General features: G+C 74.5%; 13 protein-coding genes. 6 read left to right on the top strand and 7 right to left on the bottom strand.

The features are described from left to right. Nucleotides 1–107: 107 nt before the first annotated feature. From Q5694_RS02515 to Q5694_RS02535, 5 genes are all read right to left on the bottom strand, one after another. On the bottom strand, nt 108–281 hold the full coding sequence (locus Q5694_RS02515; RefSeq protein WP_333930284.1) for a hypothetical protein: 174 nt from the start codon (nt 279–281) through the stop codon (nt 108–110). A 103-nt stretch (nt 282–384) separates the two neighbouring features. Then, on the bottom strand, nt 385–1704 hold the full coding sequence (locus tag Q5694_RS02520; protein ID WP_333930285.1) for an MFS transporter: 1320 nt from the start codon (nt 1702–1704) through the stop codon (nt 385–387). A 333-nt stretch (nt 1705–2037) separates the two neighbouring features. Next, nucleotides 2038–2601, bottom strand: a complete 564-nt coding sequence (locus tag Q5694_RS02525; protein WP_333930286.1) for a hemerythrin domain-containing protein — start codon at nt 2599–2601, stop codon at nt 2038–2040. A gap of 73 nt (nt 2602–2674) precedes the next feature. Continuing rightward, nucleotides 2675–3208 carry a DoxX family protein gene (locus Q5694_RS02530; RefSeq protein WP_333930287.1) on the bottom strand — a complete coding sequence of 178 codons (534 nt, stop codon included), beginning with the start codon at nt 3206–3208 and terminating at the stop codon, nt 2675–2677. Nucleotides 3209–3271: 63 nt separating this feature from the next. Then, the gene (locus tag Q5694_RS02535; protein WP_333930288.1) at nt 3272–4447 is read right to left on the bottom strand and encodes an amidohydrolase; all 1176 of its coding nucleotides are present in this window, start codon (nt 4445–4447) and stop codon (nt 3272–3274) included. A 169-nt stretch (nt 4448–4616) separates the two neighbouring features. On the opposite strand from Q5694_RS02535, the gene Q5694_RS02540 reads away from it, so the two are divergent. The 6 genes from Q5694_RS02540 to Q5694_RS02565 all read left to right on the top strand — a co-directional run bounded on the left by Q5694_RS02540 (nt 4617) and on the right by Q5694_RS02565 (nt 10148). After that, nucleotides 4617–6095, top strand: coding sequence for an aminotransferase class I/II-fold pyridoxal phosphate-dependent enzyme (locus tag Q5694_RS02540; RefSeq protein ID WP_333930289.1), 1479 nt, complete (start codon nt 4617–4619; stop codon nt 6093–6095). A 108-nt stretch (nt 6096–6203) separates the two neighbouring features. Further along, nucleotides 6204–6392, top strand: a complete 189-nt coding sequence (locus Q5694_RS02545; RefSeq protein ID WP_333930290.1) for a hypothetical protein — start codon at nt 6204–6206, stop codon at nt 6390–6392. An 18-nt stretch (nt 6393–6410) separates the two neighbouring features. Next, nucleotides 6411–7121, top strand: a complete 711-nt coding sequence (locus Q5694_RS02550; protein WP_333930291.1) for a hypothetical protein — start codon at nt 6411–6413, stop codon at nt 7119–7121. Between the two features lie 5 nt (nt 7122–7126). Beyond that, the gene (locus tag Q5694_RS02555; protein WP_333930567.1) at nt 7127–8089 is read left to right on the top strand and encodes a DUF6895 family protein; all 963 of its coding nucleotides are present in this window, start codon (nt 7127–7129) and stop codon (nt 8087–8089) included. Then, nucleotides 8086–9003, top strand: a complete 918-nt coding sequence (locus tag Q5694_RS02560) for a DUF6895 family protein (RefSeq protein ID WP_333930292.1) — start codon at nt 8086–8088, stop codon at nt 9001–9003. The genes Q5694_RS02555 and Q5694_RS02560 overlap by 4 nt, the downstream gene beginning before the upstream one ends. Further along, nucleotides 9000–10148, top strand: coding sequence for a serine hydrolase domain-containing protein (locus tag Q5694_RS02565; protein ID WP_333930293.1), 1149 nt, complete (start codon nt 9000–9002; stop codon nt 10146–10148). Before Q5694_RS02560 ends, Q5694_RS02565 begins: the two co-directional genes overlap by 4 nt. Nucleotides 10149–10206: 58 nt before the next feature. Here the strand turns inward: Q5694_RS02565 and Q5694_RS02570 are convergent, their stop codons facing one another. Then, nucleotides 10207–11577 carry an alpha-lytic protease prodomain-containing protein gene (locus tag Q5694_RS02570; RefSeq protein ID WP_333930294.1) on the bottom strand — a complete coding sequence of 457 codons (1371 nt, stop codon included), beginning with the start codon at nt 11575–11577 and terminating at the stop codon, nt 10207–10209. 227 nt (nt 11578–11804) lie between these two features. Further along, nucleotides 11805–13469 carry an alkaline phosphatase D family protein gene (locus tag Q5694_RS02575; RefSeq protein ID WP_333930295.1) on the bottom strand — a complete coding sequence of 555 codons (1665 nt, stop codon included), beginning with the start codon at nt 13467–13469 and terminating at the stop codon, nt 11805–11807. Between the last annotated feature and the right edge of the window lie 207 nt (nt 13470–13676).

A 13676-nucleotide genomic window follows, 5' to 3' on the forward strand; every position in this document is an offset into this window, starting at 1 on the left:
GACGTCCGCGCTCACCTCGGCCGGCATCGTGGGACTCCCGGGCGCTCGACGGCACACCGGCCCGGTCCGGCTGGGCGGATTCCGCGGGGTCCGGCGGGTCGCTCCTCTCAGGCCGCCGTGCTCAGGGCCGGGCGGCCCGGGACGTCGTCCTGTTCCCGGCGCAGCGGCACCGGCGTCAGGGCCCGGCACCGCCGCAGGACGTATCCGGCGCCGATCGAGCCGGCGCGGGGCACGGCAGGCCGGTGCCGGGCCGGGACGTCCGCGCTCACCTCGGCCGGCATCGCGGGACTCCCGGGCGCTCGACGGCACACCGGCCCGGTCCGGGGCGGGCGGCCGGCTCGGCCCGGCCGGGCGGATTCCGCGGGGTCCGGCGGGCCGCTCCTCTCAGGCCGCCGTGCTCAGGGCCGGGCGGCCCGGGACGTCGTCCTGTTCCCGGCGCAGCGGCACCGGCGTCAGGGCTCGGCGCCGCCGCAGCACGTATCCGGCACCGATCGAGCCGGCGATGATCAGCCCACCGGTGACGAGGGCGCCGCGCGCCCCGGCCAGCTCCATCAGCAGACCCAGCGCGGGCGGGCCGCCGAGGCCCCACACCGTGCCGATGCTGCCCCACACCCCCAGCACGCGTCCGCGCAGACGGGCGGGCGGGTCGGTCTGGAGCACGGACGTGCCGGCGGTGTCGGAGACGGACTCCACGACGGCCATCGGCAGCACCAGCACGAGCAGCACCGCCACCGACGGCGACAGACCCGCCACCACCTGCAGCAGCGCGCCCGCCGCAGCGAGGGCCCCCACCAGCCGGACCGACGGACGCCGCAGCCGGGCGCCGAGCACCGCACCGAGGATGCCGCCGAGGGCGAGCACGGTCGACACCGTGCCGAACGCGGCGGCACTCCCCGCGAGCGGCCCGGTCACCAGCACTGCCAGGGTGAGCCCGTAGTTGCGGCCGAACACCGCGCTGATCCCGGTCACCCCGGCGAGCGCGACCAGCCGCGGGCGGCGCGCGAAGAACGCCAGGCCCTCCCGCGCGGTGAGGCCGGCGCAGGGCCCGTCCCCGGCAGCCGGACCCCGGGTGACCTGCCGCTCCGCGCCGGGCGCCGGGCGCAGGAACGGGATGACCGAGGCAACGAACAGGAACGACAGGCCGTTGGCGAAGTACGCGGCCGAGGTGCCGAGGAATCCGACCGCCACCCCGGCCAGGGCCGCGCCGACGAGTCTGCCCGCCTGATGCACCAGTGCCCCGACCCCGATGGCCGAGGGGACGTCCTCCGGCGGGACGAGGTCGTTGCCGAGCAGCGCGCACGCCGGGTTGTCGACGGTGGCGACGACACCCGTGAGCGCGGCCAGCACCATCAGCGAGGTCATGTCGATCCGGTCCAGCGCCACGAGGACGGCCGTGGTGAACGCGATCGTCCCGAGCAGCGCCTGGCTCACGGCGGCCGTCGGTTTCCGGGGCCACCGGTCGACGACCGCGCCGCCGAACACACTGATCAGCAGTGCGGGCGCGGCCTGCACCGACATGGAGAGCCCGGTCGCGGCCGCCGAACCGGTGATCTGCAGGACCAGCAGGTTCTGCACGGTCAGCTGCATCCACGTGCCGGCGTTCGACACGAAGTTCGCGGCGGACCACCAGCGCATGCTGCGGTACCTCAGCGACCGCCAGGGAGACCGGGAGGGGGGCCGGGCAGGGGAGGGCGACGAAGACACAGGACGGTACTCGCAGGAGGAGTCGGGGACTCGGCAGAAAGGAGGGCGGGGAACGAGAACACCGGCGGCGCTGCGCGGTGGCTCCCCTCGCCGGATCACGGCGCGGACCATCGTGACAGAGGGCGACCCCCGGTCCGTTCCCGGGCGCCGCGCCGGCCGCCCGCTGCGGCCCCAACCCCCCCGTGTCCGAGAGCCGCTTGCGGCCTCGCGTGGGGTTGATCACAGTCGATGGTCACGCGGCGCGCGGAGGTCACTCCACGTGACGGCGGCCACAGGCACGGCGAAGGGCCCGTCGCCGGGCGACGGGCCCTTCGGATGGGGGATGCGGATGCGCTACCCGAACGTGCCCCGGCCGGACAGGGCGTCCCGCAGCCGGTCGACCATGCCGGCTCCCGGGTTCAGGAGCTTGTTCGCCGGAGGCTTGTCGGGGGCGGCCGGGTGGGGACGGGTCGGGGCGGCCTTCTTGGCCTTGCGGACCTTCTCACCCAGCTCGTCCAGCGCGTCCGGCGGGCACACCGCGCGCAGCGCCGGGAAGAGGTTGCCCTCCTCGTCGGCGATGTGCGAGCGGATCTCGCTCATCAGCATGCCGACGAGCCGGTCGAACTCGGCGTCGCCCGCGTCACAGCCCTCCAGGTCCTTCATGATCTGCTCGGCCGTGGCGTGGTCCTGCAGTTCCCGGTCGGCGAGGGCGTCCCCGCCGGCCACGTGCTCGCGCACGGCCGGGTAGAGGTAGGCCTCCTCGGCCACCGAGTGCCGCACGAGCTCCATGGTGACCTGGTCCGCGTAGACCTTGCGGTCCTCGTGGCCGGGCGGCAGGGCCTCGATCCTGCCGAACATCTCCTCGACCTCGCGGTGGTCGGTCACCAGCTCGTCGATGACGTTTCCTCCGTGTCCCATGTCCTTCACCTCCTGCCCCCGGGTCCCCCTGGGCCCTCAGGGGCTAACGCGCGGGCCGCCCGCGAGGGGCGGCTCAGACGGGCAGCCTGGCCCGGACCCGGCCGGCCGTGGCGGCCGGGCGGGCGGTGGCGCGCACCGAGCGCCGCACCAGGCCCGCGTCCCGCCGCGCCCCGCGAGCGGCGTGGCTGCCGCGCCACAGCAGCGAGGGGCGTGAACCGGTGTCGTCGGCCGCGATGAGCAGGCCGCCCAGCATGGACAGGTTCTTCAGGAAGTGGATGCGCTGCTGGGCCCGCTCGGCGGGGTCCTCCGTCTCCCAGAAGCGGTGCCCGGCCAGCGTCGTGGGCACCAGTGTGGCCGCGATGGCCAGCGCGGCCGGCCGCGGCATGCGCCCGGTGGCCAGCATCAGACCGGCCACCACCTGCACCGCGCCGTTGAGCCGCACCGCCTGTTCGGTGCGGTCCGGCAGCACGGACACCCGGTCGGCGACGGGTTTGACGACCGGCTCGGCGGCTTCGGCGACCTGTTTCGGATCGCGGACGGAGTTCATCCCGCCCGCCAGGAACATCGAGGCCAGCATGGGGCGGCCGAGCACGCGCAACAGACTCATGGCCCTCTCCAGGGTGTCGGTGGACTCAGTGACACGCCGGGTTCCCCGGCCGGGGTGGACCACTCACGCCGTACGGTGCCCGGCCCACGCCCGCGTGCGCAGCTCTTCGGACAGCAGCACGTCGGCGGCGGTGCAGGCGAGCGCCCGCGTCACGGCGAGGAGCACGTCCCGGGCGCGGGGGGAGGCGGCGGCCTCGGCGAACCGAGGAGTGTGGTCGGCGCCGTCCTCGCCCATGATCGCGACGAACGGGTGGATGGCGGGCACGCGGGCACTGACGTTGCCGATGTCGGACGACCCCAGGTACACGCCGGGCACCGGCGGCGACAGCGGGATCCCGGCCCCGGCCAGGTGCGCGGCGAACCGCTCGGACAGCGCGAAGCTGTCCCGGAAGTGCTCGTAGCGCACGGTGGCCCGTTCCACCTCGGCGGTGGTGCCCGTGGCCCGGGCGACGCCGTCGGCGCACATCCGCAGCCGCTCCGTCAGCTCGTCCAGCGCCCCGGTGGTGGCCGCCCGCAGCCCGAACAGCCCCTGCGCGAAGTCCGGGACGATGTTGGTGGCGGTGCCGCCGTGGGTGACGATGCCCTGGACGTGCGAGCCCTCCGGCAGCCGCCGCCCCAGCACGGCCAGCACGTTGAACAGCTCCACGAGGGCCGCCAGCGCGTCGATTCCCTCCGTCGGGTTGCCGGTGGGGTGGGCGGCGCGGCCGTGGAAGGCCACCCGGTACTGCACCTGCGCGGTCAGCGGCGCCCGGACCCAGCTGTACACCCCCGGGTGGAACATCAGCGCCGCGTCGACGTCGTCGAAGACCCCGGCCTCCACCTCCAGGGCCTTGCCGCCGCCGCCTTCCTCCGCCGGCGTGCCCACGGCCAGCACCGCGCCCGCGGACGCGGGCACGGCCGCGGCCACCGCCAGGGCCGCTCCCAGGCCCGCCGCCGCGATGAGGTTGTGGCCGCAGGCGTGCCCCAGACCGGGCAGGGCGTCGTACTCCATCAGGAGTGCCACGGCAGGCCGGCCCAGACCCGAGCGCCCGGTGAACGCGGTGGGCATCCCCGCCACGCCCCGCTCCACGGCGAACCCGGCGCGCTCCAGCTCACCGGAGAGCAGGGCCGCCGCGCGGTGCTCGGCGAAGGCGCACTCGGGATCCGCGTGCAGCCGCAGGGCCACGTCCCACAGGGCGTCGGCCCGGGCCGCCACCTGCGCGCGGACGGACTCGTGCACGTCGTCACGTATGTCGGTCACGTACTCCTCCTCGGCCTCGGCACCCCGGAGCGGGTTTCACGGTCCGGCGCGTCGACACCGTGCGTGTTTCGTCCGGTGGCGCAGTGCAACACGGTCGGTGTGCCCGCCCGGTCCCGGCCGCGCGGCCGGCGTGCGGCGGCCGGGCGGGCCGTACTCGGGAGGTACGACCATGGACCACTCGCGCGTGCCCGTGCTGGAGGCGCTGCAGGAGTTCCGGCGCCGGGGCGACATCGCCTACGGCCCGCCCGGCCACAAGCAGGGCAGGGGAGTGGACCCCCGGGTCGCCGAGATCGTCGGGATGGACGTGTTCCGCTCCGACGTGCTCTCCCTCAACGGCCTCGACGACCGGCGCCAGTCGCAGGACGTGATCGGTCAGGCGCAGGAGCTGATGGCCGACGCCGTCGGTGCCGAGCACGCCTTCTTCTCCACCTGCGGCAGCTCCCTGTCCGTGAAGACGGCCATGCTGTCGGTGGCCGGGCCCGGGGAGAAGCTGCTGCTGTCGCGCAACGCCCACAAGTCGGTGATCGCGGCCGTCGTCGTCAACGGCGTCGAACCGATCTGGGTGCACCCGAAGTTCGACACCGAACGGCACGTGGCCCATCCGCCCGAGCCCGACGACGTGCGCCGGCGGCTGCGGGAGCACCCCGACGCCAAGGGCATGCTGCTCATCACGCCCACCGACTGGGGATCCTGCGCGGACGTCCGGGGCGTGGCCCGGGTCTGCCACGAGTTCGACGTGCCCCTCATCGTCGACGAGGCGTGGGGCGCCCATCTGCCCTTCCACCCCGAGCTGCCCGCGTGGGGCATGGACGCCGAGGCCGACCTGGTGGTGACCAGCGTGCACAAGATGGGCGGGGCGGTGGAGCAGAGCTCCGTCTTCCACCTCCAGTACGACCGGGTCTCGCCCGAGGTGCTCAAGCAGCGGGAGGACCTGCTGGGGACCACCAGCGCCTCGTCCCTGGTGTTCGCCACGCTCGACGGCTGGCGCCGCCAGATGGTCGAGCAGGGGCACGGGCTGCTGGAGACGGCGCTGCGCCGGGTCGACCGGATCCGGGCGGCGGTGGCCGACCTCCCGGGGTTGCGGCCGATGGGCGGGGAGATCGTGGAGGAGGGGCTCGCCGCCTCCTTCGATCCGCTCAAGCTCGTGATCGACGTGCGCAAGCTCGGCGTGAGCGGGATGCAGGCCGCCGAGTGGCTGCGCACCCACCGGCACGTGGACGTCGGCGGTTCGGACACCTGCCGGATCAGCGCCTCGATCACCTACGCCGACGACGACGAGACCGAGCAGGTCCTGGTGGACGCCCTGCGCGGGCTGGTGGAGCACGCCGACTCGATGGAGCGGCGACCGTCGGTCCGGCTGCCGGAACCGGCCACGCTGGAGCTGGAGCAGGCGATGCTGCCCCGCGCGGCGTTCTTCGCCCCGGTCGAGCACGTGCCCGCCGAGCGGGCCGCGGGGCGGATCTCCGCCGAGCTGGTCAGCCCCTACCCGCCCGGTGTGCCCGCGATCGCGCCGGGCGAGGTCATCACCGACGAGGTGGTGGACTACCTGCGCAGCGGCGTCGAGCACGGCGTGCTCATCCCGGACGCGGCCGACCCCGCCGTGCGGACCCTGCGGGTCGTGGCGCGCGAGGCGGTTCCTCGCGGATGAGATGTTGAAGATGTTACTGAAGTGAATTCTGAGAAATTTGGCATGCTTTGTCCGATTCCGGAGATCCGAATGGTGAAGGTACTCGCTTCAGCTCAAGGAGATGGTGCTATGCCTTCCACGGAAAAGGTCACCAAGGAACTGACCGGTGTCCCGAGCGTCGACATCGAGGCGGCACTCGACCCGGCAGAACTCGACGGCGTCTACCGCGACAGCCGTCAGTGCGCAGCGCTCGCGCTGCAGTCGGGCGCGACGAAGCTCCTTCTGTCGCCGCCCACCCCGCGCCCTAAGAAGGGCTAACGGAGACAGGAGTAGTCAATGGAGCAGTCTGGCACCTCGACCCTCCTGCAGGGCGCGGTGCGGGACCTCGCTTCCGGTGTGGTCTCCGCTCTTCGGAGCGGGGACCACACCCCGTCGGCCGCCTTCGCGGCGGCCGGCGGGGAAGCCGAGGGTCTGGCCGTCGCGGCCGTGCGCGTGCTGGGATCCGACGCGCTGCTGCCGAGCGTCCTCCTGCACGCCGCGCCCCTGCCCGACCAACTGGCCGTGTTCCGCAAGGCGGTGGAGGCCTACCCGCCCCGCGCGGACGCCGCACCCACCGTCCTGTGGAGTCACTGGGCGATGCGGCGCACGATGCGCCGGCTCGACCCCTCCTACGTCGACGCCACCCCCCACGCCACGCAGACGGAACCCGACGCGGACGCCCTCGCCGACGCGAGCTGGCAGTCCCTCACCCACCAACTCGCCGTCCTGGCCCCGCTCGCCCTGCCCGGCGAGGACTGCGCGGTCGCCCGCGTGGCCCGGCGCCGGTCCCTCGACGTGGCGCGCGGGTTCGTCCGTGCCGTGCGCCGCCGGGACTGGCGGCAGGCGGCCGGCGCCGGACGCTGGCTGACCCTGCTCGACGGCGTCCCGGACACGCTGGGCCTGGACACCGGCCTCGACTTCACGGAGCTGATGGGCGGTGAGGACCCGCTCGTGGCTCTGCAGATCCAGGCGGCACGGTCGCTGACGCGCGCGGGAGCCCCCGCGTGACCCGCGTGACGGCGGCGCTCGACCCCGGCGTGATCCGCCGGCCCGCCGAGGCCGCGCTGGCCTGGATCTGCGACCGGCGTGGCGGTTTCACGCTCGGCGAGGACGCACTGGCCGCCGACGGCGAGGTCAACCGGAGCTGGAAACCGATCGGCGAACTCGCCCTGATGTGCGCGGCCGTGTCCCGGAACACGGACGCCTCCGACCCGCTGCACGCACGCGCCGCCGGCCTGCTGGAGCACGCCTGGCAGGAGACCGGCCGGGGCGAACTCCTGGTGCGTCTGCAGCGCCTGGAGCCCTTCGCCACCTACCCGCTGGAGGTGTACGCCGCCTTCGCCTCCGCGGGGCTGCGCCACCCCGGCTACGAGGCGGCCGCCGCCCTGGTGGCCCGCACCCGCGGCTGGCAGCTCACCGAACAGCCCGCCACCCGCCGGCTCGGCGTCCTCAACGCCGAGGAACGCACCGGTGTGCGCCGCTCGGGCGGCATGCCGCAGGCACTGCGCGCCACCTGGCTGGGCGGGCTGCCGGAACCGTGGACGTTCGAGCGCGACTCCGGATACGCCCTGACGCACGTGGTGTTCCACCTCACCGACTGGGGGCGCCTCGGGCCCGCGGGACTGCCCCCGGACCTGGCCGCCTATCTGGCCGACTGGCTTCCGCCCTGGCTCGACACCTGTCTGGACGCGCAGATGTGGGACCTCGGCTGCGAGCTGCTGGCCGTGGCGGCGAGCCTGCCCGAACTGCCCGAGCCCGCGCTGCTCGAGGACGCCTGGGAGCGGATCGCGGCCGCGCAGCACCCCTCGGGCGCGCTGCGCGAGGCCGGGCTCAGCGACGGCGAACCGGACTTCACCGTGCACTACCACTCGACTCTCATGACCGTCTTCGCGGCGGCCCTCACCACCGGGCGGCTGGACGACGCGGCCCGGCCCGGCCGCCGCGACCGGCCCGGCGCACAAGGAGTGCTGGGATGACCGACACCCGCCTGATCCACAACGTCGGGGTCCGCGCCCTGGAATGGCTGTGGGCCCACCGCGACGGTTTCCGGCTGGAGCCCGACGTCGACCCGGAGACGGGCTTCCTCGAGCGGTTCAAGCCCATCGGCGAACTCGCGCTCATCTGCCGCGTGCTCTTCCGCGAGGGCGTCGCGGGCTCACGCCAGGCCCAGCTGGCCCGCCGACTCCTCGACCACACCTGGCGCGACACCCTCGACGGCGGCCGGATGCTGGTGCGCGGACAGCGCACCGAGCCCGCCTCGCCCATCCCCTTCGAGGTGTACCTGCCGTTCAAGGAACTGGGGTACAGCCAGCCCGAGGTCGAGCGGGCCACCGAACTGAACCACCGGCTGGAGAGCTGGGTGGCCTTCGAGACCACCCCCACGCGCCGGCTGGGCCTGTCCGCCTTCCAGCGCCGCTTCGGGCTGGCACCCCGCCCCCCGGAGGCCGAGCTGGTGGGCGCGACCTGGCTGGCCCGTACCCCCGAGCCCTGGACGGTGGAGGGCCACACCGCCTACGACGTCACGCACACGGTGTTCCACCTGACGGACTGGGGCGAGAACCCGGACGGGCTGCCGCCCGGCATCGCCGACTACCTCGCCACCTGGCTGCCGGTGTGGATCGACGACTGGCTGGACCTGCAGCGCTGGGACCTGCTCGGCGAGCTGCTGGTGGTCGACGCCTGCCTGCCCCGGCCCACGCTGGACGCCCCGGCCTGGGAGGCGTTCGCGGCCGCCCAGCAGCCCGACGGCGCGATGCCCGCGATCCGCACGATGCCCGAGGGCGAGCCCGACGAGGTGTTCGACATCGTCTACCACCCCACGCTGGTGGCCGCGTTCGCCTCGTTCCTCGCCACGTCCCGGTCCCTGTCCGAGCTGTCCCGCGCCTCATGACCGGGCGGTCCACGCTCGAGCCCCGGCCGGCCCCCGTGCACTGGCCGGGCGAGCCCTCCGACGACGAAGCGGCCCGCCCCCCGGCCCCCGCTCTCGTGGAGGACGCTCCCGGCGTGCACGGACGGGTGGCGCGGTCCCTCGCCCGGCGGCTCGCCGAAGCCGTCGAGGGGTCGGACGCCCCCGACGTCGTCTTCGCCGTCTCCCGCCACGGCCGGCGCACCGTCATGAGCGGCGGCACCGCCGGCCGCCGCCCGCTGCCCCGCGAGGCACTGCGCTACGAGGTCGGCTCGGCCGGCAAGACCTTCACCGGTCTGCTCCTGGCCCGGCTCATCCACAGCGGCGCCCTGACCGGAGGCGAACCGGCCGCCGTCCTCCTCGACGCCGCCCGTCCCGCCGGCGCCCACCCGGTCACCCTCGCCCACCTGATCACGCACACCTCCGGCCTCCCGGCCCTGCCGCCCGGCTTCCTGCGGCGCGCGCTGCCCGCCTGGCACACCAACCCCTACGCCCGCTTCCCGGCCGAGCAGGTCGTCCGGGCCTTCCTGCGCCACCGGCCCCGTCACCGCCCCGGCACCCGGTGGTGCTACTCGAACTACGGCGTCGCCGTGCTCGGACACGCCCTGGCGGCCGCCACCGGCACCCCGTGGGAGAGGCTGCTCACCGAGCAGGTCCTGAGCCCGCTCGGCCTGACCGGCACCACCCTGCACGCCCACGGCCCGGAAACGGACGCCCCGGGGCACGCCAAGGACGGCCGGACCCCCGTCCCCGCTTTCGACGCGGGTGGATTCCAGGCGGCGGGCGCGGTCCGGGCCACCCCGGGAGACCTGCTCGCGTTCCTCGAAGCCCACCTGGACCCCGCCGGTGCCGAGGGGGCGTCACCCTCGCTCGCGGCCGCGCTGCGCGCGGTGCGCCGCCCGGTGCTCCGCCGCGGGCTGACGCACCGGCACGTGCACACCATCGCCTGGTTCCGTCACCCCACCGACGGCGGACCGATGTACTTCCACAGTGGCGCCACCCTCGGCCAGCAGGCGTTCCTGGGCTTCCGCCCCGACACCGGCACGGCACTGGCCGCCGTGTGCACCCGGCGCTTCCGGGCCCACGACCCGTTCGTGGCCGGGGCGTACCGGCTGCTCGCCGAGGCGTAGCGGAACGCGCCCGGCGCCGGTGCCTGCCGCACCGGCGCCGGGCAGGCCCGACCCTGTGTCACACCCGCTGCCACAGCGCCGGCGTGCCCACGGGGGACCAGGGCCCCTGCGCCTGGTGGGTCTGCAGGCACTGGTAGCGCACACCCGCGTGGGTCACCGTCGCACCCGCCTCGTACACCCGCCCCGCCGCCCAGGTCTGCACGGCGTTGTCCTGGGGCGCGGGCTCCTCCTCCTCGGCCTCGGCGGTCGTCAGGGTGAGGGCGAACGCCTCGAGCAGGGCGTTGATCGGCTGGTAGAACGTCGTGCCGCCGGAGGTGCAGTCGCCGGAGCCGCCGGAGGTGACGCCCTGTGCCTGGACGCCCGAGACGTACGGTCCGCCGGAGTCGCCCGGCTCGGCGCACACGGTCGTCTGGGTCAGCCCGTCGACCTGGCCCTCGGCGTAACTGACGCTCGTGTCGTGCTGCTCGACCTTGCCGCAGTGCCAGCCGGTGGTGGAGCCGGAGCGGCAGACCGCCGCCCCCACCAGCGCCTGCACCGAGCCGGTGACCTGCAGGGCCTGCCCGCCCTCGCCCTTGACGTTCGGCGTGGCCGTCCACTGGTCGTTGACGGCCACGTACGACATGTCCTTGCCGGGGAAGGTGGAGGCCTGGAAGGTGCCCTGCTCCGCCTGGTTGTGCCCGGTGGTCTTGGAACCCGGTTTGCCGCAGTGGCCCGCCGAGGCGAAGCCCTGCTGTTCGCCCTTGGTGACGGAGAAGCCGACCGAGCACCGGGCCGTGCCGTCGATGTAGTACGCGTCGCCGCCCGTGATGTCCTCCAGCAGCCGCGGCCGGTTCGCGCTGACCTTGACGCCCACCTTCCCGGCGTCCACACCCGCGGCCTCGAGGAAGCCGGCGGCGTCGCTCCTGCTCGCGGCCTGCACCACGACCCGGTTGGCCGGCACGTCGACGTACCACAGGGGCGTCTTCGCGGTGGCCACCCGGGCCGCCGCCGCGTCCAGCTTCTCCTTCGCGGCGCGCAGGTCGCGCAGCGGCTGCTTCACGACGGTGGCCTTGGCGCCCTGCGCCTCGATGGCGGACACGTCCGCGGCGTCCGTGGTGGCCACCACGAGCTCCTGCGAGGTGGCGCCCCGCAGCCACGCCCCGGCGAAACGCTCGCCGAGGGCGTTGCGCAGCAGCCCGGCGCGGGTTCCGGCCTCCGCCTCGTTGACCAGCCGCCGGGACGCCTGGGCCGGGGTCAGCCCGAGGTCGCGCTCCATGGCGCGCAGCAGTCCGGGCGACGGCCGGTCGGCGCCGAGGGTCTGGGCGGCCGAGGGCGGGGGGCCGGGTGCCGGGGCCGGCTCGGCCGCCGCGGCGGGGATGCCGGTGGCGACGAGGGCGCCGAGCGCGGCCAGGGCAGCCCGGCGGCCGGTCACGGCATGTCTGTGGGCCATGCGATGTGTCTCCTTCGGTCACGGTGTGCGCTGCGGGTGTGCGCCGCAGGGTCTCGCTGGGGGGTCGGTCGCGGTGAGGCCTCCGCACAGGCCTTGCCGCGGGGGGAGGGCCTGATGTCCGGGGCCGTCCCGGTTCGCGCTTTGGTGCCGCGAAGGGCGCCATGTGCAGTACGGGGAGCGCGGCTCGGGCGGGCTCGGGCGGAGTCCGATCGGACTCCACATGAACGTCAGGCGGACTTCAGTCCGGGCGAGCCCACCTCCGTGACGAAGGACGCCGTCGTCGAGATCGACGCGCCGGGCGTCGTGATCTCGGGGACGATCCGGAAGTCGACCTGCGCCTCGTCCCGGCCCAGTTCCACCCGGACGTAGCCGCGCCGGCCGTCGTAGTACTTCATGTGCGGGTTGGCCGCCATGTACGTGTCCCAGTCGGCGGGTTTCTCGGTGCCGTCGCCGCCGCTGGCGATGGAGGTGCAGGTGAACTCCGTGCCGACCGCCTTGGAGGACGGGTCGTCGAAGTCCTCCTTGATGTCGAAGGCGTACCCGACGTGGACGTCGCCGGTGAGGACCATCCAGTTCTCGATCCCCGCGGCCTTGGCGCCCGCCATGACGCGCTCACGCGAGGCGCGGTAGCCGTCCCAGGCGTCCATGGAGACCCGGGCGGGGGCGGTCAGGTCGAACTTGCGCTGTGAGAAGCAGACCTGCTGGGGCATCACGTGCCACAGCGCCTCCGAGTTCCGCCAGCCGTCCAGCAGCCAGCGCTCCTGCGCGTCACCGGTGAGCGTGCGGGCCGGGTCGTCCGACTCGGGGCCCGGCGGGTGCGGCCGGTCGCCGTAGGCCTGGTCGGACCGGTACTGGCGGGTGTCGAGGATGTCGAACTGCGCCAGCGATCCCCACGTGAGCCTGCGGTAGAGCCGGGCGTCGGGCCCCTGCGGCAGCTGGTCCGCGCGCAGCGGCTGGTTCTCCCAGTACGCCCGGTAGGCGGCGGCCCGGCGCACCAGGAACTGGTCCGGGGGGCTGCCCTTCTCGTCGTAGGGCCCGGCGTAGTTGTTCTCGGTCTCGTGGTCGTCCCAGGTCACCACGAACGGGTGCTGGGCGTGCGCGGCCTGCAGGTCCGGGTCGTTCTTGTACAGCGCGTAGCGCAGCCGGTAGTCCGCGAGCGTGGTCGCCTCGTGGTTGAAGACGTCGGGGAGCTTGCGGTCGGTGTAGCGGCGGGCACCGCCCGCGGAGTTCACGCCGTACTCGTACAGGTAGTCGCCGAGGTGGAACACCACGTCGACGTCCTCCTGCGCCAGGTGCCGGTGGGCCGTGTAGTAGCCGTCCTGGTAGGCCTGGCAGGCGACCGCGGCCAGCCGCAGGCTGTCGGCGTCGCCACCCGGGGCGGGGGCCGTGCGGGTGCGGCCGACGGGGCTGATCCAGGCGCCCACCCGGAACCGGTAGTAGTAGGTGCTGTCCGGCGACAGGCCCCTGACGTCGACGTGCACGCTGTGGGCGTACTCCGGGTGGGCCGTGGCGGCTCCCTGCTGTTCCACGAGGGCGAACCACTCGTCCATCGCCACCTCCCAGTAGACGACGACCCGTTCCTGGCCCAGACCTCCGTCCTCCGCGAAGGGCACGGGTGCCAGCCGGGTCCACAGCAGCACCGAGTCGGGGAGCGGGTCGCCCGAGGCCACGCCGAGGGTGAACGGGTCGTCGGTGATCCGGGCGGCGTCGCGTTCCGGGGCGGCGGTGGCGCCGCGGGCCGGCCGGTTGGTGGAGAAGGCGAGCATCGCGGCCGCCGCGGCGACGGTCAGGAAGCGGCGGCGGGCGAGGTGCGGCGCCGCCGTGCGCAGTACGGCGTCGTGCGGGGAGAAGGCATGCTCGGACGGTGGAGTGTGACGGCCCGTCAGCGCCATCCTGGGGTCCTCTCGTACGGGGCAGGGGCGCCCCGGGCGAACGCGTGGGGACATCGCCGACGTGCGGAGCGCGGAGCTCGCATGCTAAGCAGACAAAATGCCTGAAACGGGCACGACGTGCGGGGCGTTCACACCACAGGAGGTACGCGGGCGGCACGGCTGGGCCGGACGGCGGGCAACGCGAACCGCCGCCGGCAGGACGCCGGC

It is taken from the genome of Streptomyces sp. AHA2 (assembly GCF_036857595.1).
Classification (GTDB): domain Bacteria; phylum Actinomycetota; class Actinomycetes; order Streptomycetales; family Streptomycetaceae; genus Streptomyces.

Excerpts from the sequence above, each read along its gene's own strand:
- Q5694_RS02515 (WP_333930284.1), bottom strand. The coding sequence starts at position 281 with ATGCCGGCCGAGGTGAGCGCGGACGTCCCGGCCCGGCACCGGCCTGCC.
- Q5694_RS02525 (WP_333930286.1), bottom strand. The coding sequence starts at position 2,601 with ATGGGACACGGAGGAAACGTCATCGACGAGCTGGTGACCGACCACCGC.
- Q5694_RS02530 (WP_333930287.1), bottom strand. The coding sequence starts at position 3,208 with ATGAGTCTGTTGCGCGTGCTCGGCCGCCCCATGCTGGCCTCGATGTTC.
- Q5694_RS02540 (WP_333930289.1), top strand. The coding sequence starts at position 4,617 with ATGGACCACTCGCGCGTGCCCGTGCTGGAGGCGCTGCAGGAGTTCCGG.
- Q5694_RS02545 (WP_333930290.1), top strand. The coding sequence starts at position 6,204 with ATGCCTTCCACGGAAAAGGTCACCAAGGAACTGACCGGTGTCCCGAGC.
- Q5694_RS02550 (WP_333930291.1), top strand. The coding sequence starts at position 6,411 with ATGGAGCAGTCTGGCACCTCGACCCTCCTGCAGGGCGCGGTGCGGGAC.
- Q5694_RS02560 (WP_333930292.1), top strand. The coding sequence starts at position 8,086 with ATGACCGACACCCGCCTGATCCACAACGTCGGGGTCCGCGCCCTGGAA.
- Q5694_RS02565 (WP_333930293.1), top strand. The coding sequence starts at position 9,000 with ATGACCGGGCGGTCCACGCTCGAGCCCCGGCCGGCCCCCGTGCACTGG.
- Q5694_RS02570 (WP_333930294.1), bottom strand. The coding sequence starts at position 11,577 with ATGGCCCACAGACATGCCGTGACCGGCCGCCGGGCTGCCCTGGCCGCG.
- Q5694_RS02575 (WP_333930295.1), bottom strand. The coding sequence starts at position 13,469 with ATGGCGCTGACGGGCCGTCACACTCCACCGTCCGAGCATGCCTTCTCC.